The 24,576-nt window shown below is 37.3% G+C and carries 16 protein-coding genes and 1 pseudogene; 16 read left to right on the top strand and 1 reads right to left on the bottom strand.

What is annotated here, in order from left to right; genetic code table 11:
* The first annotated feature begins 301 nt into the window (after nt 1–301).
* The 9 genes from NV377_RS20975 (at nt 302) to NV377_RS21015 (ending at nt 13,544) form a co-directional block, all read left to right on the top strand.
* Complete coding sequence (locus NV377_RS20975; protein ID WP_258202756.1) at nt 302–3,817, top strand: family 10 glycosylhydrolase; 3,516 nt, start codon at nt 302–304, stop codon at nt 3,815–3,817.
* A 255-nt stretch (nt 3,818–4,072) separates the two neighbouring features.
* Complete coding sequence (locus NV377_RS20980; protein WP_258202757.1) at nt 4,073–6,142, top strand: bifunctional aldolase/short-chain dehydrogenase; 2,070 nt, start codon at nt 4,073–4,075, stop codon at nt 6,140–6,142.
* Nucleotides 6,143–6,247: 105 nt separating this feature from the next.
* Entirely contained in the window at nt 6,248–6,619 is a 372-nt protein-coding gene (locus NV377_RS20985; RefSeq protein ID WP_258202758.1) for a sensory rhodopsin transducer, read from the top strand.
* Nucleotides 6,620–6,946: 327 nt separating this feature from the next.
* Entirely contained in the window at nt 6,947–8,167 is a 1,221-nt protein-coding gene (gene rhaI / locus NV377_RS20990; protein WP_258202759.1) for an L-rhamnose isomerase, read from the top strand.
* Nucleotides 8,164–9,648, top strand: coding sequence for a rhamnulokinase (locus NV377_RS20995; protein ID WP_258202760.1), 1,485 nt, complete (start codon nt 8,164–8,166; stop codon nt 9,646–9,648). The genes rhaI and NV377_RS20995 overlap by 4 nt, the downstream gene beginning before the upstream one ends.
* A gap of 36 nt (nt 9,649–9,684) precedes the next feature.
* A complete protein-coding gene (locus NV377_RS21000; RefSeq protein WP_258202761.1) occupies nt 9,685–10,446 on the top strand; it encodes a DeoR/GlpR family DNA-binding transcription regulator in 762 nt (253 codons plus the stop codon).
* A gap of 120 nt (nt 10,447–10,566) precedes the next feature.
* The gene (locus NV377_RS21005; protein WP_258202762.1) at nt 10,567–11,316 is read left to right on the top strand and encodes a (Fe-S)-binding protein; all 750 of its coding nucleotides are present in this window, start codon (nt 10,567–10,569) and stop codon (nt 11,314–11,316) included.
* Nucleotides 11,291–12,820 (top strand): LutB/LldF family L-lactate oxidation iron-sulfur protein, encoded by a 1,530-nt coding sequence (locus NV377_RS21010; RefSeq protein WP_258202763.1) that lies wholly within the window; start codon nt 11,291–11,293, stop codon nt 12,818–12,820. The genes NV377_RS21005 and NV377_RS21010 overlap by 26 nt, the downstream gene beginning before the upstream one ends.
* A complete protein-coding gene (locus NV377_RS21015; RefSeq protein ID WP_258202764.1) occupies nt 12,810–13,544 on the top strand; it encodes a LutC/YkgG family protein in 735 nt (244 codons plus the stop codon). The genes NV377_RS21010 and NV377_RS21015 overlap by 11 nt, the downstream gene beginning before the upstream one ends.
* Nucleotides 13,545–13,633: 89 nt before the next feature.
* Here the strand turns inward: NV377_RS21015 and NV377_RS21020 are convergent, their stop codons facing one another.
* Nucleotides 13,634–16,093 (bottom strand): O-antigen ligase family protein, encoded by a 2,460-nt coding sequence (locus tag NV377_RS21020; RefSeq protein ID WP_258202765.1) that lies wholly within the window; start codon nt 16,091–16,093, stop codon nt 13,634–13,636.
* A gap of 224 nt (nt 16,094–16,317) precedes the next feature.
* On the opposite strand from NV377_RS21020, the gene galU reads away from it, so the two are divergent.
* The 7 genes and pseudogenes from galU to NV377_RS21055 all read left to right on the top strand — a co-directional run bounded on the left by galU (nt 16,318) and on the right by NV377_RS21055 (nt 24,543).
* Nucleotides 16,318–17,217 (top strand): UTP--glucose-1-phosphate uridylyltransferase GalU, encoded by a 900-nt coding sequence (gene galU / locus NV377_RS21025; RefSeq protein ID WP_258202766.1) that lies wholly within the window; start codon nt 16,318–16,320, stop codon nt 17,215–17,217.
* Nucleotide 17,218: 1 nt separating this feature from the next.
* The gene (locus NV377_RS21030; protein ID WP_258202767.1) at nt 17,219–17,635 is read left to right on the top strand and encodes a hypothetical protein; all 417 of its coding nucleotides are present in this window, start codon (nt 17,219–17,221) and stop codon (nt 17,633–17,635) included.
* 56 nt (nt 17,636–17,691) lie between these two features.
* Nucleotides 17,692–18,444: an ABC transporter permease gene (locus tag NV377_RS21035; RefSeq protein ID WP_258202959.1), complete on the top strand. Its 753-nt coding sequence runs from the start codon at nt 17,692–17,694 to the stop codon at nt 18,442–18,444.
* A 17-nt stretch (nt 18,445–18,461) separates the two neighbouring features.
* Nucleotides 18,462–19,742: an ABC transporter ATP-binding protein gene (locus tag NV377_RS21040; RefSeq protein ID WP_258202768.1), complete on the top strand. Its 1,281-nt coding sequence runs from the start codon at nt 18,462–18,464 to the stop codon at nt 19,740–19,742.
* A gap of 29 nt (nt 19,743–19,771) precedes the next feature.
* A pseudogene (locus NV377_RS25995) lies at nt 19,772–20,389 on the top strand (class I SAM-dependent methyltransferase); the annotation flags it as partial.
* 708 nt (nt 20,390–21,097) lie between these two features.
* The gene (locus tag NV377_RS21050) at nt 21,098–22,297 is read left to right on the top strand and encodes a rhamnosyltransferase WsaF family glycosyltransferase (protein WP_258202770.1); all 1,200 of its coding nucleotides are present in this window, start codon (nt 21,098–21,100) and stop codon (nt 22,295–22,297) included.
* Nucleotides 22,298–22,308: 11 nt separating this feature from the next.
* Nucleotides 22,309–24,543, top strand: coding sequence for a hypothetical protein (locus NV377_RS21055; protein ID WP_258202771.1), 2,235 nt, complete (start codon nt 22,309–22,311; stop codon nt 24,541–24,543).
* The last annotated feature ends 33 nt before the right edge of the window (nt 24,544–24,576 follow it).

A 24,576-nucleotide genomic window follows, 5' to 3' on the forward strand; every position in this document is an offset into this window, starting at 1 on the left:
AACACTCATCGGAGCGTCACTTAACAATCATGTCATTAACTATTAATCATACGAATTACATATGTCTTATATGGATTATGTAAATGAATAGAAAAATAATTAAATTTTTCTGAACGATATCCAGGAAAAGGATTTACAAAACTTACAGCTATACACTATGATGAATATGGGGTTGGAATAAAATTCTATATTATATATTAGTTTTGGTTTTTTATTTTGAAATTTACTACCAAAACCAAAAAAATGTAAGCGCTTTTTTCAACCTCGACATTTACATAAGGGGAAGGGAGATTGTGATTTAATGAAGCATTTTAATCGTATGTTCATGGTACTATTAAGCTTTCTTATTGTCTCTTCAAGTTTTTCTGCATTATCGGAAGTATCCTATGCTACAGAGATGCAAGCCAACACCTCATCAAGTTTAGTATTCGAGGATTTTGAGGATATGAGTGATGTATACCTCACGAAAAGTGTTGCTACTGACTATGCCGTGCTTGAACAATCGACGAGGCCTGATCCAGCAGTACATGGTTTATCTGCAGCAAAGTTATCGTATGATTTTAGTGGGTCAACCGCTACATCCGCAGCCTATCTACGTTTTTATAACAACGATGGCACTGCTGGACGTACGATTGTTGGTGAGCCTAGTAAAATTGGTTTTTGGGTTTACGGGGCTGGCTTTAAGCATTGGATACGTGCTCAGATTCAGGATGCAAATAATACCCAGGCAACAATTGATTTTACAACGACTTCAACTGTAATAGATGGGTGGCAATATGTCAGTGCTAACCTTCCTACAAATTTAACAGCTCCTTATAAATTAAACTTCATCTATTATGTAGAAATTGGCGCTAAAACAAGTGGTACCCTTTATTTTGATCAAATTTCTATGATTTATGGAAATACTACATCGTTAGAATTTCAATGGAGTAATGTGAAACCAATGCATATTGGAGAAACGCTTAATGCTCAAATGCTTGAAACTAAGGTAGGCTATAAAATGCCAGCCGTTGTAGCAGCCAATCTAGTTACATATAGCAGCTCAGATCCATCTGTTGCAGAGGTTGCTGCCGATGGAATGATTACAGCGCTAGCTGCTGGTACAACTACATTAACAGCTTCCTATAATGGTACAATTTCAACCTATGAATTAACGGTTACGGATGAACAGGTGGAATCGAACGATCTAGTTATTACTGGACCAAGCACACTAGTTCCATCTGAGGAGGGAGCAGTTCACGTATATTCAGTATTTGAGAATAATCAGCTTTTTGATGTAACGCAATCAGCTGTCATTACATCCAGTGATAAGGAAATATTAGCAGTAGATGGCAACATACTTCGTGGTATTAGCTATGGTACAGCAATGATTACAGCTACATTGACGACTGAAGAATATGGTGAATTAACTGCAAGCTACAGCTTAGAGGTAAAGCCAGGAGAATTGAGATCGATTACCATTAAAGATGTATTCTCTGCCATTATTGGTGGAGAGGCTCTAAGTGCAAAGGTTATAGGTACGTACCGCATTGAAGGTGAGAAACCTATTACTGAAGGAGTAGAATACTCTATTGATAATGTTTCGATCGCGACGATTGATGCCGAAACAGGAGTAATTACAGCTCTAGCTCCAGGAGTAACAACAGTTCGTGCTAATGTCAATGGGCAAGTAGCACAACAAACACTAGTAGTAACGAATGACATCAGCAATCCAAAGTATGAGCTTCGTGGAGCTTGGATTTCTACAGTTGAAAATATCGACTGGCCCGCTAAAGGAGATATAAATCCCGCATCTCAGCGCGAAGACTTTATTGAGCTGCTTGATGAATTACAGGCAGCAGGAATTAATGCTATTTTCACACAAGTTCGACCAACAGCGGATTCATTCTTTCCATCAGATTATTTCCCATGGTCACATTGGCTAACGGGTGAACAAGGGGTTGCACCAGCAGATAACTATGATCCACTAGAATTTATGATTGAGGAAGCTCATAAACGTAATATGGAGTTCCATGCTTGGGTGAATCCATTCCGCGTATCTATGAATACTAATATCGAAGCTCTAGTAGAGACTCATCCAGCGCGTCAGAATCCAGACTGGATTGTTAATTATGAAGGCAAGTTATACTTTAACCCGGGTATAGAGGAAGCTCGCAATTATATTATCGAAGCGGTCAATGAGATCGTAGTGAACTATAACATTGATGGTATTCATATGGATGACTATTTCTATCCTTATCCATCATCTCAAAGTTTTAATGATGCAGAGCAGTATGAGGGATACACAGCTGCAGGAGGTAATCTTTCATTAAGTGATTGGCGCCGTAATAATGTGAATCAAGTGGTATCAGGTCTACATAATACCATTAAGGAAAGTAAAGATTATGTCAAATTTGGAATTAGTCCATTTGGTATTTGGAAAAATAAATCTAGTGATGCTACTGGATCAGCAACGAATGGTTTAGAAAGTTATTCAGCGATTTATGCAGATACGAGAACATGGATACAAGAGGGCTGGGTAGATTACATCGCCCCGCAAATTTATTGGCATTTTGGTTATAATGCAGCAGCTTATGATGTACTTGTTGATTGGTGGGTTAATGAGGTAAATGAACATGCCAATACACATGACGTACATTTATACATTGGTCATGCAACCTATAAGGTAGGCACTAGTGGTTGGGAGCATGAAGATCAATTGCCTGCACAACTTCGTTACAATCAAGGTAAGCAAGGAGCAGTGGATGGAAGTATTTTGTTCAGCTCGAATCACTTCTTAGCAAATCCATTAGGTATCTTAGATGCAATTAAAGAAACCTACGTTCGTCCAGCACTTATTCCAGTGATGTCATGGTTAGATGGAACAGCTCCACAAGTACCTCTCATCAACACAATAAAGAGTGTGAAAACTGGCGTGCAGTTAGGCTGGGATTTGGCGAAAAGTGGAGAGAAAGCAGCTTACTATACGATATATCGTGCAGATGGTAAAGCTACCCCTACTACATCTACATCAGAGCAATTGATTGCGACTGTTCGTGCTGTGAACGGTTCACTACAATCCTTTGTAGATGAGACAGCGGTGGTAGGTCAAACCTATACGTATGCCGTTACAGCAGTATCTCGTATTCATGTTGAAAGCGGAGCTAGCAAAAGCAGTACAATAAAAGTAGAAACAGTTAAAACTCCAACTCCTACACCTAGTCCAGGGGGCGGCGATTCGACAGAGGAGGGGACTACTGAGGAACCTAAAGAAGAAGTTGAAACTCCAACCCCAACCCCTACCTTCAAAGATTTAAGTAAGAATCACTGGGCAGCAATATATATTGAACAGCTGGCTGCCAAAAAAATATTCACTGGCTATGCTGATGGCACAATTAAGCCCAATGCATTAATGACTCGTGCTGAATATATGACAGTATTATATCGTTTGTATGATAACAAAAGTGTATTAATAGATTACTCCACATTTACCGATGTGAAACAGGATACTTGGTATAGTGAGGCTATTAATCAACTTGCTAGCCAAGGCTTTGTAACTGGCTATGCTGATGGTAGCTTTAAGCCAAATCATTCGATTACGAGAGAAGAAGCCTTTGTCATGTTGTATCGTATGTTTAAGGATCAATTAGCCGATGGTCAAGCTGATCATGCAGGTTTCGCAGATGGTGCAACCATTGCTACTTGGGCTCAGGAAGCGATACAGTATTTAGCAGCGGCAGGTATTCTTGAAGGTGATCATAGTGGTAAGCTTAATCCCAAGCAACCGATTACCCGCGCTGAAATTGCGAAAATCGTATCCTTCTTTTTAGTTAAATAATATAAACGTCTATAAGCTTCATCTCCTTTTGTTAGATTGTTCTAACGATTTGGGGATGAAGTTTATTCATATTCGAAAGAACGATCATTGATTAATAGATGAAGAGTGTTGAATTAGCATCTTAAAGCACAGGTTAAAACTTTTTTGTTTGTTTTTGTTTTAGGTATTTTCAAACATAAACAAATGTTGTATATTGTTATGTATAGGGTAAACAAATGAAAAAGCAATAAAACAAATACAAACGGAGGCTTATAAATGGTTAAATCATTGTGGGAATCAGCAAAAGTATCACAATTACAAACTGGATTAGACAGCTTAGTATATCGATCCAATATTATTGGTGCCGATCGTCGAGTATGTAATTATGGCGGTGGTAATACATCAACTAAAACAGTAGTGAAAGATTTCCGTGGTCGTGACGTTGAAGTCATGTATGTTAAAGGTAGTGGATCTGATCTTGCAACAATGAAAGCTAACAATTTCACTGGTCTTCGTTTAGATGATATTCGCCCGTTATTTGAGCGTGATGAGATGAGCGATGAGGATATGGTTGCTTATTTAGCGAGCTGTATGATTGACGCTAAGCACCCTCGTGCTTCTATTGAAACGTTATTGCATGCTTTTTTACCATTTAATCATGTTGATCATACTCACCCTGATGCGATTATTAGTCTCTGCTGTGCCGATAATGGTAAACAAATTGCTGAAGAAATTTTCGGTAATCGCTTCGTATGGGTACCTTATATTCGTCCAGGATTCAAACTTTCCAAAATGATTGCTGAAGGTGTGCTTGCTAACCCTAATGCAGAGCTGGTACTAATGGAGAAGCATGGTCTAGTGACTTGGGGAGAAACTTCTGAAGAGGCTTATGCACAGACTATTAAAATTATTACTGAGGCTGAAAGTTATATTGAAACACAATTTAATTCGGTTAAATTATTCGGTGGTGAGAAGCATGCTGCACTTCCAACAGATGTGCGTCGATCCATTGTTGCTGAAGTTATGCCATTATTACGTGGTGCGGTTAGTGACGAAAAACGTATGATTCTTTCATATGATGATCAAGATGATGTATTAGCATTCGTTGGTGGGATTGATTCACCAGTTTTATCGCAAATTGGTGCAGCTTGTCCAGATCATCTTGTACATACAAAAGTTGTTCCTCTATTCATCGATTGGACACCCAGTGCGGACAATGTTGGAGAACTAAAAGCAAAGCTTGTAGAAGGTATAACGGCTTATAAAGCTCAATATGCTGCATATTTTGAGCGTAACAAAAATGAAGGCGATAAAATGTTCGAGGCTGCTCCTCGTGTCATCTTAATTCCAGGTATCGGAATGATTAACACCGGTAAGAGTTGGTTCATGTCCCAAGTAAGTGGTGCGCTATATCATCGTGCAATTGCAGTAATGCGTGGTGCAACTGCTCTAGGCAGCTTTGTCTCACTAAGTGAAAATGAATCTTATAATGTAGAATATTGGCCACTTGAATTATATAAATTATCTCTTGCTCCAGCAGAAGCAGAATTTTCACGTAAGGTAGCATTTATTACGGGTGGTGCTGGTGGTATTGGTAGTGCAACAGCTCGTCGTCTAGTTGAAGAAGGAGCGCATGTTGTATTAGCGGATCTTAACTTTGAAGGTGCAGAAAAGGTAGCAGCGGATCTTAATGCTGAGTTCGGTGATCATCGTGCATTAGCTGTTAAAGTTGATGTGACAAGCGAGGAATTAATTCAAGCTGCCTATGCTGAGACAGCAATTAATTACGGTGGTGTTGATATTATCGTTAACAATGCTGGTCTAGCAACTTCAAGCCCGTTTGATGAAACATCATTAAAAGAGTGGAATCTCAATATAAATGTATTGGGCACAGGCTACTTCTTAGTTGCTAGAGAAGCATTTAAGCTTATGAAAGTACAATCATTTGGTGGGAATATGGTATTTATCGGTTCTAAGAATTCGATATATGCAGGGAAAAATGTTACAGCATACAGCTCTGTTAAAGCGCTAGAGGCTCATCTTGCCCGTTGTATAGCTGCTGAGGGTGGAGAGTTTGGTATTCGCGTCAATACGATTCTACCAGACGCAATCCTGCAAGGTTCGGCGATTTGGAATGGTAACTGGCGTAATGAACGTGCAGCTGCATATGGCATTGAACCAGATCAACTAGAGGAACACTATCGCAAGCGTACTACACTGTTAGTAAATATTTATCCACATGATATTGCTGAAGGAATAGCATTCTTTGCTTCTTCCAAATCAGCTAAAACGACGGGGTGTATGTTGACCATAGACGGAGGCGTACCAGCAGCTTTCACTCGATAGGAAGTTCAAAACATCCACTCGTGATCACAATGACTATGCTAACGTAGTTTAGTCGGCGGCGAAGTGGTAGCTAATTTTGATAGATTTATACTGGAGGTGTATGTTATGTTTCAAGCAACAGGTGAGAAGCATTGGATTATTCCTGATGGTTATATTCCACCTACAAGTACTGGTGAGTTGCTAAGCCATGAGTCAATCTGTGTATTGAATACATCCTCCGAGGAAGCCTTAATTAAGGTTACGATCTTCTTTGAAGATCGTGAACCAATGGAAGATATTGAAGTAGCTGTTCCCGCTAGAAGAACGAAGCATATTCGCACGAGTTCTTTAATTAAAGGTGAGCAATCAATTCCAGTTGGTGTACCCTATGCAATAGAAGTTTCTAGTGATATTGCTATCGTAGTACAATATAGCAGATTAGATTCTACGCAGGCTGCTAATGCGCTGATGTCTACTATAGCTTTTCCATTAAAGTAGTAAGGTAGTTCAAAAAGTGGACGTTGATAACGATGTAACGCGCTGTAGTTTACTCGACATCGAATATGAAGCGAACTTGGAAAGTCCGGTACGCATGTACCAAACACGTACATTTGCGTTTCCTCCTTCCGCAAGTAGCGCCTCATCTTCTCGGTTCTGAGCGCCCGCTTTTTGAACACATATTGTAAGAGGTAGTTCAAAAAGTGGACGTTAATAACTATGAAAACGCTAACGTAGCATATTCGACATTGAATATGAAGCGAACTTTGAAAGTCCGGTACGCATGCACCAATAACTTTCACTATAAAAATTCAGGAGGGTACGTAAATGACAGATCGTGCTTATTCTTTATTCGAAGAACAACAGCAAGCTAGAGGAATTAATCTAATTGAAGTAAGAGAAAAGCTTAAAGCTTTTAATATAGAGACTCCTTCATGGGGATATGGAGATTCAGGTACACGCTTTAAAGTGTTTCAAAAGGTTGGTGTTCCTCGTACTCCATTCGAAAAATTAGAAGATGCTGCGCAAGTTCATAAGTATACAGGTATTGCGCCATCTGTAGCTATTCATATCCCATGGGATAAAGTTGACGATTACGGAAAGCTTCGCTCACATGCTGAAGGCTTAGGCTTATCCATTGGCGCAATCAATCCGAATCTATTCCAAGATGACGACTATATGCTCGGAAGTGTCACGAATTCGGATGCTGCTATTCGTCGCAAAGCTACTAATCATTTGCTAGAGTGTGTTGATATTGCCAAAGCAACAGGCTCCAAAGAATTCAGTCTATGGTTTGCGGATGGTACGAATTATCCTGGTCAAGGTAATATTCGTAAGCGTAAAGCTTGGATGCAGGAATCTCTACAAGAAATGTATAATGCAATGACACCTCAGATGAGAATGCTTATTGAATATAAATGCTTTGAGCCAGCTTTTTATCATACAGATTTAGCGGACTGGGGAATGGCTTATAATCTAGCAATGAAGCTAGGTCCTCAAGCAGAAGTGCTTGTTGATACAGGACATCATCTTCAAGGTGCAAATATTGAGCATATTGTTGCTTATCTTATTGATGAAAAGCGACTAGGTGGCTTCCATTTCAATTCTCGCAAATATGCGGACGATGATCTAATTGTTGGTACAACAAATCCTTATGAATTATTCCTTATTTTCTATCAAATTCTTAATGCAGCTAACGATTCTGATGCTGCAATTGCTTCATGTGTGAATAATATTGCTTATATGATCGACCAATCACATAACATTGAGCAAAAGATTCCAGCTATGATTCGCTCTGTATTGAATGCGCAAACACAATATGCTAAAGCTCTATTAATTGACCATGCTGAGGTAGAAGCAGCTTCTGAGCGTCATGATGTGCTTGGTGCAGAAGATGCTGTTCGTAAAGCTTTTGAGTTCGATGTGGCTCCTCTATTACAATCAATTCGTGAAGAGCAAGGTTTACCTGTTGATCCGATGCATGCTTATCTAACAAGTAGCTATAGTCAAAGTATTCAGCATCGTGGAAAAGGTGGTGCAAGCTGGTGAGTTATGTTCTAGCTTTTGATCTCGGTGCTAGTAGTGGAAGAGCAATGCTCGGACGTATTCATGAGGGCAAGATTGAGCTAGAAGAGCTTCACCGGTTTTCTAATGATCCAGTACAAATCAATCAACGATTGTATTGGGATATATTACGATTATTTTATGAGATTAAGCAATCACTGCTAAAGGCTAAGCATCGTGGCATTAAATTAAACAGCATTGCTATTGATTCATGGGCGGTAGATTTTGGACTCTTAGATGAAGCTGGAGAGTTATTATCGAATCCTTTTCACTATCGCGATTTACAAAATAATGAAGTATTCGAAGAGGTTGTTTCTTTAATAGGAGCAGAGCGAATATACGAACGTACGGGTATTCAATTACTTTCGTTTAATTCACTTTATCAATTGGTAGCGATGAAGAAGCAACATCATCCTGCACTTAAAGAAGCTAAACATTTGCTTATGATACCATCCTTACTTCGCTATTTTCTAACAGGTGAAAAAGTTAATGAATTTACCAATGCAACAACTACTCAACTGTACAATCCGTTAGAGGATAATTGGGATACACAATTACTTGAGCAGATCGGCCTTGATCCTTCTATATTTGCAGAGGTGGTACAGCCAGGAACGGTCGTTGGGAAGTTACAACCATCGCTTTGCGAGGAATTGGGGATTGAATCGGTTCCAGTTATAGCGACAGCTGAACATGATACAGCGTCTGCAGTTGCAGCTGTTCCTGCTACATCGGAGAGATTTGCCTACTTAAGCAGTGGCACCTGGTCTTTGATGGGCACGGAAATTGACCATCCTAATTTGACGGAAGAAGCAAGAAAACATAACTTTACGAATGAAGGTGGAGTAGATCATACATTCCGCTTTCTGAAAAATATTATGGGTTTATGGATCATTCAGCAATGTAAACTTGCTTGGGAAAAGCAAGGTGAACATTATTCGTTTGCCGAATTGGTGGAATTAGCAGCAGAAGCGGAGCCTTTTACAGCGTTTATAGATGTGGATGATGATTTGTTTCTTGGAGTAGGAAATATGCTCACGCAGATTGATCTATATTGCAACCGGACTGGTCAGAATCCACCTGCATCGATTGGAAACTATGCCCGTACAATATTCGAAGGATTAGCGTTAAAATATCGTTATACACTAGAGACTATGGAACAATTAACGGGAGACTCATATAGTGGGCTTCATATCGTTGGAGGAGGCATTCAAAATAGACTGCTTTGTCAGTGGACTGCTAACGCTACTCAGCGACCTGTATGGGCTGGACCGATTGAGGGTAGTGCAATTGGCAATATGCTAGTACAATGGATATCAAGTGGACAGTTACAAGATTTAAGGCAAGCGCGTCAACTTGTTCATCAATCCTTTGGTATCGAGACATATGAGCCAGTACAGCCAGAAATTTGGAGTGAAGCTTACACAAGATTTCAACAAATGATCTTGCTACACGATTCCAATAGTTAATAGAAGATATAATAAGTTTTAGAAAGAGGTAAAGGTATGCTAGTTGCGGAACGTTATAGTTACATTGTACAGCTTGTCAACGAGAGAGGGAGTATTCGGGTTACAGAGCTTAGTGAATTATGCGAGGTAACGGAAGAAACGATCCGTCGTGATTTGGATAAACTCGAGCAAGCTGGGCGTCTACGTCGTTCACATGGCGGTGCCGTTAGTGTAAAGGAGCAACAGCACCCTGAAACTCCATATTTCGAGCGTGAGGTCGTGTCGGCGGAGGAGAAGAAGCGTATTGCTCAAGAAGCGATTAAGCTCATAGCTCCCAAGGACAGAATTATACTTGATGCTAGTACAACGGCTTGGTATATGGCAGCTTCAATGCCAGATATTCCGATGACAGTACTAACCAATTCAATTAAGGTAGCGATAGAACTTTCCAATAAAGAGAAGATAGAGGTTATCTCAACTGGTGGTATTCTAGCACCGAAAAGCCTCTCCTATGTTGGGCCTTTAGCAGAACGTTCTTTGGATGCGTATCATGTAGATAAAGCCTTTGTTTCATGTAAGGGTGTCCATTTGGAAAAAGGGCTTAGTGAATCCAATGAGTTGCAAGGCCGCATTAAGCAAAAAATAGTAGGCATGGCGGATCAAGTTATTTTACTTGCTGATTCTAGTAAATTCGGAGTCCAGTCCTTTACGGGGTTTGCTGAGCTATCTGATGTAACGGACATTGTAACGGACATAGGTATTTCAGAGGAGTTTGTTCATTCATTACGTCAAATGCAAATTCATGTTTATACTGTCTAACTATGAATCGTTAGATTAAATAAATAGCGCTAGCTTCAACTGAAGCTCGGCGCTATTTTTGAAAATAGTAATCAATTAATTGATTGTAAGGTACAGCTTAGCAACGATAGGAGTGAAACGATGAAGGTATCTCTATTTATTACTTGCATAAGTGATGCGCTCTTTCCAAGAGTTGGAGAAGCTATGGCCCGACTTCTCGCTCGTTATGGTGTAGAACTTCAATTCCCAACTGCGCAAACATGTTGTGGTCAGCCAGCTTTTAATAGTGGTTATTGGAAGCAAGCACGAGAGTCTGCCATTACGATTCTCGATGCTTTTGAAGATAGTGACTTTGTTATTGCACCATCTGGCTCCTGTACAGGAATGCTTCATCACTATCCGAAGTTATTTGAGAATGAACCAGCTTATCTAGAGCGAGCTGAGCGTCTTCGGGCGAAATCCTACGAATTTACCCAGTTTCTTGTTAAAGTATTAGGCGTTACTGATGTAGGTGCTACATTTTCACATAAAGTAACGTATCATCCGTCCTGTCATGGAACTCGTATTCTTGGGGTGAAGGAAGAACCATTATTGCTCATGGAGCATGTTGAGGGATTAGAGCTTGTACCCCTTCCCTTTGCAGAAGATTGTTGCGGATTTGGTGGTACATTTGCAATTAAAATGGGCGATATCTCTGGAGCGATGGTAACAGAGAAGGCAGATCATGTGATTGAAAGTGAGGCAGAGGTGCTTGTTGGACTCGACCTTGCATGCTTAATGAATATTGCAGGGAATCTCATGTATCGCGGAGAGAATGTTCGTGTCATGCATTTGGCAGAGTTGTTGTATGAAGGAGTGATAGCAGGTGAGTCAACCCACATCAAAGCTTAATACCGTTAAACAAAGAGCGGAACTTGCGCTTAATGATGAGTTTTTGCGTAAAGCGGTAAAATTTACAACCGAGCGTCTACGGAATGGTAAAAAGGCAGCAGCTGAAGAACATGGAAATTGGGATGATTGGCGTGAAAGAGGACGGCAAATTAGGTTGCATACGATCGCTCATTTGGACTATTATTTGAATACATTTGTTGAAAATGCACGTGCTAATGGCGTACATATTCACTTTGCCGATACAGCAGCAGAGGCAGTGCAAATTACATTAGATATCGCTAAACAGGTCGAAGCGAAGTCTGTAGTAAAGTCGAAATCAATGGTATCAGAAGAATTACATCTGAATACTGCTCTAGAATCTATTGATGTCGAAACGATTGAGACGGATTTAGGTGAATATATTATTCAGTTAGCTCATGAAACCCCTTCTCACATCGTAATTCCTGCTATTCATAAAAATCGTTATCAAATAGCTGATCTATTAAGTAAAGAAGCTGGCTATACGCTTGAACCAGATACGACAGTACTAGCGGGCTTTGTACGTAAGAAGCTTCGCGAGAAATTTCTTGAAGCAGATATTGGAATGACAGGCTGTAACTTTGCAATCGCTGAAACAGGTTCGATGGTGCTGTTTGAGAATGAGGGTAATGCAAGAATGGTTACCACTTTACCAAAAACGCAAATTACATTGATGGGTATGGAACGAATTATACCTTCTTGGGCAGATTTGGAAGTGATGGCCACGTTGTTGCCACGATCAGCTACAGGGCAGAAGCTAACGATGTATATGTCTGGAATTACAGGACCGAAGCGCCAAGAGGATGGAGACGGTCCAGAAGAAATGCATATTATTATTGTAGATAATGGACGGTCTCTACAACTTGGAGACCCAGAATTTCAAGAATTGTTGAATTGTATACGTTGTGGTGCTTGCTTGAATGCATGTCCAGTGTATCGCCATATTGGTGGTCATGCTTATGGTGGAACGTATAGCGGACCAATCGGTGCTGTACTTACCCCATCGCTGAAGAGCAATGTTGCGGAATGGGATGATATTGCTAATGCTTCTAGTCTGTGCGGAGCTTGTTATGAGGCATGTCCAGTTAAAATTCCGTTGCATGATATGCTTGTCTACTTGCGTCGTCGTAAAGTGGAAGCTGGTCATGGGAATAAGTTAGAAAGTATAGGGATGCAAGGTTTTGCTACAGTTATGGGCAACTCAGGTCGATTTGGTGGTGTATTGCGACTTGGGAAGTTGGGGCAAAAGTTAGTGGTGCGTAATGGCATTATTAAGACGAAGTTAGGTCCTTTGAAATCTTGGAATAAATATCGCGTAACTTCCAGCTTGCCGAAGGAATCGTTCCGAGATCGGTGGGAGCAATTAGAACGTGAATTTACGGCTCAACCACCTGTAATGACAGAGGAAATGAAGCAGCGCTTGGAGCGCATTGCTGTGGAGCAACAGCAAACGGTGAAGAAGGGCGGTCAGCACAATGGGCACTAATTCGGAGAAGCATCAACAGTGGTTAGAACAGTTAACCGAACAATCAAAAGCTAAGCAACAGAAATTTATGAATAATATATCTTCACGTCTTGGTCATCCACGTATGACGGAAGCGCCACAACATCCGTTCCAAGGAGCTCCAGATTTTTGGAGTGAGAAGAACTGGACTACAGAGCAATGTATCGAACAATTTACCGTTAATTTTCTGTCGGTAGGTGGTCATGTTCAGCACTGTAACAATATGGAGCAGGCAGCGAATTACATTGCGGGTAAGGCTAAGGAGATGAATCCTTCACATATTGTGCGTCAAGATGAGCAGGAGCTGGAGGCGTTGTCGTTAGAGCGATTAATCCCTGGTGCTTCAGTGAAGGTTTGGAATAGTGATGCTAAAACGTCTTGGAAAAGTGAAGCAGCACAAGCTGACTTCGGTGTCGTCTATGCAGATCACGCTGTCGCTTATACGGGTAGTGTTGTAGTGAAGTCTACAAAGGAGAAGGGGCGTTCGGTTAGCTTGTTGCCAACAGTACTCTTCATCATCATTCCTGCTTCACGAATGGTTACACGTCTAGGTGAAGTACTTATTCCGTTTGACGAAGCGGGGAGAGAGAATTTACCTGCGGGTATACACTTTATATCGGGACCAAGTCGTTCATCCGATATCGAAAATGATCTAACGATTGGTGTACATGGACCTGGTATTGTGTATGCGTTGATTGTTGATTAGGAGAGTATGGCATCCAAATTAGATGGAACACAAAAAAATCGCCTTTAGCTAGGCGATTTTTTTGTTACTGCTCTATTAAATTATAGTAGTTAGTTGTTAATAGGCAATGTTCCAATTAAACCATCAAGAATTGCACTCAAATCTTCTTGCGTATCAGGGAATGCTGCGAAAATAGTATTGTTAATTTCTTCATTCGATTGATTTAGCTTTTGTAGCACTGCAGAATAATAGAGAGCTGCCATCACATCATCATTATCATCGAATGCTGGATCCCAAGAAAGTGCTAAGTAACTTGCTGCTTGCACGTAATCTCCAAGTACGAAGAAAGCTTGACCAATCGGCATCGCTAGTTTGGCAGTTATACCAAACTCTCTACCTTGTAATTGAGCATCTGGCAGCAGTTCAAGTTCTAATGCTTTGGCAGTTACTACATCGCGTATTTCGAAAATAGATTGTAAGTACTCATTAGCTAATTGTAAATCATCTTCTCCTATTGCTGTTACAGCTCTACGGAATTGAGTTTTAGCGAATTCTACATAATAATCAATTTCCCATGGATATTTATTAATAGCTATCTTGGAGACGATAGCGGACTCTTCATCGTTTCCTAGAAGTCGATTCAATTCTAATTGGCGGAAGATAAAGTTCTCATAATAAGGTTCTTGCTTACTCATCTTATCAAGTATTTCTTGTACTTCTATAGCATACTGCTCTTCAAGTGTAGATTCATAGGTCCGGGTTAATAACTCTAATTTATAATCTATATATTCAGGGTCTCCATTACGACTAATGGCATTATCCAATTGCTCTATCGATTGTTGTACATTTTGCTCTTGAATCGATTTTTGTACAGTATTAAAGGAATGATAGCCTGATATATTAACTAATGTCATTATAAGATATACAGCTGCTCCTACTATGAAAATAGCGGGTATTACGATTGTAAGTTTGTTGCTTAATACTTTATCTTGCCATAGGAATGTCTTTGCTTCACTAGATGATAACATCGCTCCAAGTGAGAAGAATACAAGTGCACCAAGATAGACATAACTCATATTGAAATCAAGTACACTATGAATCAGAATTGCTGTACTTATAATATACCAAATCGATGGCATAAGTTTTTCATCATCAGTTTTTTTGAGATATGATTTGAAGAAATAATAATAAACAATAGCAAGCGTTAGGAATAGAGCTAGCATACCGAGAGCTCCTACCTCTACAAGCATCTGAATGAAGAAGCTATGTACTTGAGTACTAGAGTAAGGGTTGTTCTGGTATTGCTGATACAGAGCTTGCCATGCTCCACCGCCTGCTCCATCAATCGGATAGTCTTTCCAGATAGATAGTGCATCCTCGTAAAAAGTTCCTCGTTCTAATACACTGTGCTGGTTGAAGTTAATATTTTCAATACGATCACCGATACTCGCGGGTAATAATTTCGTAAAGCCGGTATTTCCTAATAACAAGAAAGCACCTGCTATACCAGCAACAATACCTAGCATCGGGATAAGGAACATTACCAATTTTCGCTTGTTGAATGATTGAAGTTTTTGTTCGAGACGAGTTGCAACATATTTTTGGAATGCAAAGGCAATGACAGCCGTAACGAGTGATCCTCCAAGCAGGATGATCCAAGCGAGCAATGCAGTGCCTTGGGTATGATCTTGTTGCAGTTGCAATCCATAACTATTCATACTTGGTAACATAATAACGCTTGCGATTAGAGCTAGTATTAGCTGGAATAACGCTTGAATCTGTTTAGAAAACGTCAGTAATGGTAGTACGAATAATAGAATGACTGGGAATGTAGTCCAGCCACCACGAGATAGTGTAAGGATAAAGGAAATTAATGCAGGCACTAACATAAATGATGCAAAAAGTACGACATACTTATTTTTTGAAACAACAATTGTAAATAAACATGCGAATAAGAAAGCTATTAAATAGGCAGCATATGTATTTGCATATTGGAACACTGACGTTAAACGAACATCTCCGCTACTAGGCATAGCGGCATCAGGATAAACTTCCCAAGGAAATAAGCCCCAAAGGGAGGCATTGCCGAACCAATTCATCATCCCAAAGAGAACGATAACGGAAGCAGATCCCATATATATGTAGAAAGCGATTTGTTGACCATCACTTTGACGAAGCAAGTGGTAAGCGGTCATGAACAATATAGCGTAAAAAATCCAAATCATAAACTCTATGTATGAATAATGAGCAGACACCGCACCAATCATCGAAATACAATAAATGAGTGGAATGCTCCATATTACATATCGAAATGGGTTGTGCACTAAAGAGGCGCGACGAGATCGATACATATAAATCCCAAGGCATAATAATAATATAGCGCCAATAATAAAACTATATAATATATCTATCTCGTAGTTTGGTTGACTACCATTAAGTAAGCCACTTTGAAATGGCATAAATAAAAAGAAGAAAATAAGACAGCTATTAATGATCCAAAATATAGTTGAACGTTTGGTTAATAGATGCTGGGAGGACGATATACTAGATTTATTAATTTTGTTTGCCATGATTACTCTCCTATGTAAACAATGTTAAATACCTTTAGTAGTATATCATATATATGCATCGTGTTTAAGAGATGGTGTCGAGGGAAGTGACAAACTATGGCAAAATCTATATTTAATCACCTGAATATAACAATATATATCCCAAATGTCCCCTCAAATATGTCTTTTTTATTGATAGTTTGATATGATGCTAATAGAGAAAAAGTGAATAAGGAGACTGGAAATTGAAGATACGTAAAGCCATTATTCCTGCAGCTGGACTTGGTACAAGGTTCTTGCCTGCCACTAAAGCCATGCCAAAAGAAATGCTTCCAATTGTAGATAAACCTACTATTCAATATATTGTCGAAGAAGCAGTAGCAGCCGGTATTGAGGACATAATCATAGTTACTGGTAAAGGAAAGAGAGCTATTGAGGATCATTTTGACAACAGTTTTGAGTTGGAGCAAAATTTACTGAATAAAGGGAAATTAGATCTATTAAATGAGGTTCAAAAGTCATCTCAAATGGCAGATATTCACTATATTAGACAAAAAGAGCCCAAAGGCTTAGGTCATGCTATTTGGTGCGCACGCAAATTTATAGGCGATGAACCATTTGCTGTATTACTTGGTGACGATATTGTTCAGTCGGATGTTCCATGTATTAGACAATTGATGGATGTTTATAACAAAGAAGAAAAATCAGTAATAGGAGCTCAGAGAGTTCCAATTGAAGAAGTATCAAGATATGGAATTATTGAATATGAGAGAATACTTGATCGAATGTATGGCATCAAAAGTTTAGTTGAAAAGCCTAAAAAAGATGAATCACCATCCAATTTGGCTATTATGGGCAGATACATATTAACACCTAGAATATTTGAGATTTTGGAGAATCAAGAAGTTGGAGCAGGTGGTGAAATTCAATTAACAGATGCTATTAATACATTAAATACCTTAGAAAAGGTGTTCGCATATAATTTCGAAGGAAATCGTTATGATGTCGGTGAAAAATTAGGTTTCATTAAAACAACTATTGAATTTGCACTGAATAATAGTGAATTAGGACCAGAGTTGGCAATTTATCTAGAGAAACTTAGTGCGAATCGTAATGAAAGGGTAGATCAAATTGAAGTATTATAAAGTGTTAGTTCTCGTTTCTATTTTTGTATTTAGTTTATTGTCGTTACCTACAGATACTTATGCTACTGATAATGATCAGTTGTATGAAGGTAAACGTGATGAAATGTTTAAAGATGATACTAATTGGCTTACTATACAATCTAGTGAGGGCGGTACAAGATTTGTAACAGCTGATGGACAAAAAGAAGTTATGTTGATTGACAACTTTGGAGGCATATACTTAAACGGAGATCTATATTTGAATAACGAGAAAGTAAACGAAACGTTATCTAATACAATAAGTTCAGATGCATTTCAAATTGGGTTTGTTATTATATTAGTCTTTTTTATTGTCTTTTTACTTGTTACTGTATTTGTTTTCTTAAAGCTAAAGAGAAAAATAGGAATACTAGAAAACCATATTAAGCGGATTGTCTAGATATCGAAGAGGAGAAAAATATGTCGTTTCTTTCACATATTCTAAATAACAGAAAGATGATTATAGAATTAACTAAAAATGACTTCAAATCTAAATACTTAGGGACACTCCTAGGTATTTTTTGGGCATTCTTTAATCCTATACTCACTATAGTTGTTTTTTTAATAGTTTTTCAGTTCGGATTTAAATCAATGCCAGTGGGAGATTATCCTTTTACTAATTGGCTTATATCCGGAATAATCTCATGGTTTTTCTTCACAGAGAGCCTTGGAAGTGGAACTGGCTCGATTGTTGATAATAGTTATCTGGTGAAAAAGGTTTCCTTTAGAGTCAGTCTATTACCAGGTATAAAACTTCTTTCAGCTTTAATTATTCATCTGTTTTTTATTGGTGTAGTAGTAATTATTAACTGGAGTTATGGATATGCACCATCTATTTACACATTGCAAATATTTTATTACTTACCTGCGATGATACTGCTACTTATGGGGCTTACATGGCTTACATCTGCATTATATGTCTTTTTTAGAGATACGATGCAAATTGTGACTACCGTTGTATCATTAGGATTTTGGTTGACTCCAATTTTTTGGAGTTTTAGTATTGTACCAGAGCAATATAAAATCTATTTTATGTTAAATCCGATGGTCTACATTGTAGAAGGATATAGAAGTGCTTTCATTTATCAAACATGGTTCTGGGAAAATCCAATATCATCAGTTATTTTTTGGATTGAAACTTTGTTTATTCTTGTTATTGGAATATTTGTGTTCCGTAAATTACGTCCTCAATTCTCTGATGTAATTTAAGTATGGGAGGTATTTGTATGGAGCGAGAAGTGGTAATACGCGCGAATAATTTAGGGAAAATATACAAGTTGTATAAGAAACCCGAAGATAGAATTAAAGAAGCATTTTCGGTTTTTGGTACAAAAGAATATTATAAGCCACATCACGCATTGAAGAATGTCAGTCTGGAAGTTCTTCGAGGAGAAACGATAGGTATTATAGGTAAGAATGGTTCTGGAAAATCTACATTTTTAAAGATGCTAGCAAATGTTCTAGTGCCAACAAATGGAACAGTAGAGATAAATGGACGTGTAACTTCTCTTTTAGAGCTTGGTGCAGGATTTAATCCTGAATATACAGGGATTGAAAATATTTATCTTAATGGTACGATCATGGGATACTCTAAAGAACAGATGCAAGATAAATTGGATACAATATTGAATTTTGCTGATATAGGAGATTATGTTCATCAAGCTGTGAAAACATATTCAAGTGGAATGTTTGCACGACTTGCATTTTCAGTAATGGTAAATCTTGATCCAGACATTCTCATCGTAGATGAAGCGCTATCAGTAGGGGATATATTTTTTCAACAGAAGTGCAATATGTATATGAAAAATGAGATGAAGAATACTACGAAACTATTGGTTACACACGATATGAACAGTATAGCTAATCTGGCTGATCGCTGCATTGTATTGGATAAAGGTAGAGTGGTGTTCGAAGGACCTCCACTCGAATCGATTGAATATTATGTGAAAAGTCTTCATTCTGAGAGTTTCGGGCAGCCTACAGCTGATAATGATAAAATATCGAACTTAATAAACAAAGAAGATAAACGAAACCTTGAAAATTGGAATAGCGTTGATGTGGATAAATTAGGAGGCGCTTTAGAAGCAAGAATAAAGCGATTTTTAATTGACGTTAACGGTGAAAGTTATAAAGGATTTATTCAAGAAAATGATGAAGTAAGAGTACAGTTTTTATTAGAAACAGATAGGGATATTAGTGACGGAATATTTGGATATATTATTAGTGATAAGTTTGGAAATAACATATTTGGAGAAAATAGCGTTACATCCGGCTTTAGCAATCAATACTTGCGTAATGAACATGTCGTTACTATGCAATTTATGTGGCCTGAGATTAAGGAAGGTGAGTACTTTCTTACTCTAGGTATTGGTGAAGGAGAACACGAACTACAACATATCATACAGTGCTGGGCGCATAATATTTTTAAATTTGATTGTATTACTCCTAAGAAAACTATTCACTGTTTGTTTAATAATAAAATATTGAATTTAACAATAAGTAAGTAAGTGCGAAGCTTTGGAATGGAAGTGAATAAATGAAAAACTGGATTATTACCTCCCCTAAATATGAGTCTGATAATTTAAATTCTATGTTAGCGGTATCTCCATGGGCAGGGCATAGAAATTTTGCTTATGACTTAATTAATTTTATGCAACCTGATGTAATCGTTGAACTTGGTTCACATTTTGGAGGTTCATTGTTTTCTTTCTGTCAATCTGTTAAAGATAACAAACTCAATTCTAAAATAATTGCAATTGACACTTGGGAAGGTGACCCTCAAGCTGGTTTCTATGGCGATGAAGTGTTTACTATGGTAAAAACGACTGCTAATGAATGTTTCAAAAGTGTTGATTTGAAACTAGATAAACGAACGTTTCAAGCAGCCGTTGAGAGTATGGGAGATATGTCGATAGATCTTTTGCATATTGACGGATTGCATACTTATGAAGCTGTGTCAGATGATTTTAAAACATGGTTACCTAAATTAAAGGAAAACGGGATTATATTATTTCATGATACTGCAGCTTATACAGGCTATGGCTCACATGTTTTTTGGGAGGAAATAAAGCAATTCTATCCTAGTTTTGAGTTTAATCATAGTTGGGGGTTAGGTATTTTATTTCCTAAAGGTGACAAATGGTATGATTTGATGCTTAAGAGTAATTTTCTAGATAAGATTCTACTCTATAGTTACAAAGCGAAATTTGAGTTGGCACAAATACAAGTGCACGATTTAGAAAAAATGTCTAATGAACGCTACCAAGCTATGAAGGAAATGGAAATACTAATCCAGAAACGTGATGAAATTATCGAATCACAATCTAAGTTGCTAGAAGAACGTTTGATATCCATGAATGAAATGGAAGCAATGGTAAGGGAACGTGATGAGGTTATTGAATCACAGTCAAAGCTAGTAGAAGAACGTTTGATATCTATGAATGAAATGGAAGCAATGGTAAGGGAACGTGACGAGATTATCGAATCACAATCTAAGTTAGTGGAAGACCGTTTAAAATCAATGAATGATATGGAAGAAATGATAAGAGAACGTGATAAAATTATCGAGTCACAGTCTAAGTTGGTAGAAGACCGTTTAAATGCAATGAATGAAATGGAAGAAATGATCAAGGAACGTGATGAAATTATCGAGTCACAGTCTAAGTTGGTAGAAGACCGTTTGAATGCTATGAATGAAATGGAAGAAATGATCAAGGAACGTGACGAGATTATTAAATCACAAGTAAATTTAGTAGAAGAACGATTACTATCTATGAATGAAATGGAACAAATGATAAGAGAACGAGATCAGACGATTACAGAATTAGATAAAAACATTAAGGAATAGATTGGAGATAAAACTTTGAGAAAAGTAGCATGGTTTATTCCTTACCCAATGGAAGGGTCGGGCGGACATAGAACTATTATCCAAAATTTAGTTGCATTAGTTGATGAGGGATACGTATGCCATGCTTATATTGAAGATATTGGCTCAGGTCAGACAGTTGAGCAATTAAAGGATATGTTTGAAAAATATTTCGGGAAAATTGATGCGAAATTTTTTATAGGATTTCAGCCTGAGGAACAATATGATTTAATATTTGCAACAGCTTGGTACACTGCAAAGTTTGTTCGAGATGTTAATCAGGATTGTAAAAAAGCTTATTTTGTTCAAGATTTTGAGGCCTACTTTAACGCAATGGGTGATGGTTACTTATTAGCAGAGAATTCATATCGGTATGGTCTAATGCCAGTAACTATAGGGAAATGGCTTTCCAATAAAATGATTGAGGAGTTCAACTCCCCGTCTAAGTACTTTGATTTTTGTGCAGATCAGAATGTATATAAGAAACTTAATCATAAAAAAGAAAAAGCAGTTTGCTTTATATACCAACCAGAAAAGCCTAGAAGATGCAGTGTTATCGGGGTCGAAGCATTAGGAATTGTAAAGCATCTTATGCCAGATGTGAAGATATATTTATATGGTTCAAAGCAGAAGACAAATGTATGGTACGAGCATACTAACTTAGAATTAATAAACATAGATAAGTGTAATGAACTTTACAATAAATGTCAGGTTGGTTTGTGTATAAGTGCATCGAATCCTTCAAGAATCCCATACGAAATGATGTCTGCTGGACTACCAGTAGTGGATATTTATAAAGAAAATAATTTATATGATATGCCTGAAAAAGGTGTATTGTTAGCTGACCCTACACCAGAATCTATAGCAACTGCAATAATAGAATTATTAAATGATGAAAATAAGAGATTAGAAATGTCCGAAATGGGAATTAACTTCATGAAGGATAAGCCACTTGAAGCAGGATATAAACAATTTGTAAATGCAGTTGATAGTATGTTTGAAGATAATTATGCAGATTCGGTAAGTATACCTCAGATGTATAATCAACAACCTGTAATAGCAGATGTTTTTCTGGAAAATCAAACGAAAAATGTAGTGATGCCTTCATATCAATCGGCATCCGAAATTAAAAGAAGTTTGGCTTATCGTGCGTTGCGAAAGGTTAAACGAACCGTTGTTCGATTAATAAAGAATTGAGGCTGATTTAATTGTCAGATTATAAAATAGTTAGTTTTGATATTTGGGATACTGTACTTAGGCGTCATTGTCATCCAGATGAAATTAAGCTTCATGTATCTAGATATATATTTTTAGTATATAACAAATACCTTACCGCTAGCTATTTGTCCTATTATGATATTTATTTTGAAAGATGCAAAATAGAAGGACAGCTTGGTAACGAGAATAAGCTAAATGGTCATGATGATGAGTATAGCTTAGGTGAAGTATTAAAGGTTCTATTACATAATATTTCTGAAGGATACATTGTAACGGATGATATATTGATTCAACAACTTGTTGAAGTTGAGTTGAGCCAAGAAAAAAAAATGTCTTATTTAGATTCTAATATTGAAAAATTTATTTCCTCATTAGGTTCTACTAAAAGTTATTTTATATCTGACTTTTATACAGATAAATTATTTGTTGAAGAATTATTAAAACATGTTGGATTTAAGCATCAATATATTGATGGTTATGTATCTAGTGATATCAAGTTAAATAAGAGATCAGGAAAATTGTTTACACATTTTCATAATAATCATTCTATTCTTCCTAGTAATCATACTCATATAGGTGATAGCTTAATAGCAGATGTAGAGTCTCCTAGTAGATTAGGTATCACTACACATCATTACTACATTGACGCTGAAGAAAAGAAACGTGAGCTAAATAAAAGAAGTTTTGAGAATAGAATGTCAAATAGAGTTTTTGAAATAAAAAATTCGCTTAGTATAAATGCTAAGACTGGTACCGAAAAAGAGCAGTTGTTCAATATAGGCCATAAATTTAGCAGTATATTTTATACATTTGTAATGGCGTTAATTGAAGATGCAGTGAAAAAAGGATACGATGAAATTTATTATTTTACAAGAGAGGGAGAGTTTTTCAAAGAGATACACGATGATATTGTAACTAATAATCCTTATGGTTTTAATATTCCAAAATCAAAATTGTTAGAAGTTAGTCGTGTAGCTACATTTGCTGCTTCGATAGAAGAGATATCATTAGATGGTTTCATGCGTTTATGGAATCAATACTCGACACAATCTATGTCAGCTTTCTTCCTTACATTAAATCTGGAGATCGAAGAGTATAAAAAGTATCTTAATATATACAATATTGATGAAACTATAGATATACAGTATCCGTGGCTTAATAAACAGATTCAAGAGCTATTTAACGATACATTATTTTGTGAACAGTTAGGTAGTGACATTAAGGAAAAACAAAAACAGTTATTAAACTACTTTGCAAACAAAGGAATTAAGAAGGAATCTGAAAAAGTATATATTGTAGATATTGGTTGGAGAGGAACAATACAAGATAATATTGCAACAATATTTAGTAATACTCATATTGACGGATATTATTTTGGTTTGTTTAATTTTATTAACCCTCAAAGGACGAATACAGCTAAAGGAAGTTTTCTGAAGTCTGATGAGATGAATCGGTTACTACGTTTCGTATCACCTATAGAAATGCTGTGTAACTCTGCTAGCGGCAGCGTAGTTGGCTATAAAGGTAACGAAAATAAAGTAGCGGTTATTAAGAAAAATGATGATGCGGAAGATAATATCCATAATGAGTTCATTAGGTATTTTCAAGAAGGGGTTTTAAGTGCAGGTTTTGAAATTTCTCAAGTAATTAACAAACATGCTATAACTTCTGATGATATGAAGACCGATACTTTAAAATTGTTAAAGGAATTAATGGAGGAGCCTCCATATATATTGACCAAAGCATTCTTTAAACTGGCTCACAATGAGCAATTTGGTTTAGGGAAATATGTAGATAAAAAGTATAATATTCCATACTTACTAATTTTAAAAGCTATACTTTCTAAATCTAAAAGAAGAGAGTTCAAGCATTATCTTGAAAATTCTTCATGGCCACAAGGATTAATGATCAATAAGAAGTTGGATATATTGAACGATGCTTATAATAAGCATATGAATAAAGTTTTTACTCGGATCGAAGGTAGCCCTTCTTCTGATGCTAATAAATTAAATAATGATTCAATTCAAAAACAGATAGACGAACAACAACTCCTTCTAGAAGAAAGATATTCTGCAATTATGAATATGGAGCAGATGATTATTGAAAGAGATAATACAATTGCTCAGCAAGGAAAATTGCTTGAAGAAAGACTTCATGCTATGGAGGAAATGGAACAAATGATTCAAGAACGAGATAACATAATAGCGGGTTTAAAAGGAAACTAGTGACCAATATGTTTAATTAGGTTGTGAGTAGGT

The sequence above is a fragment of the Paenibacillus endoradicis genome, assembly GCF_024721975.1.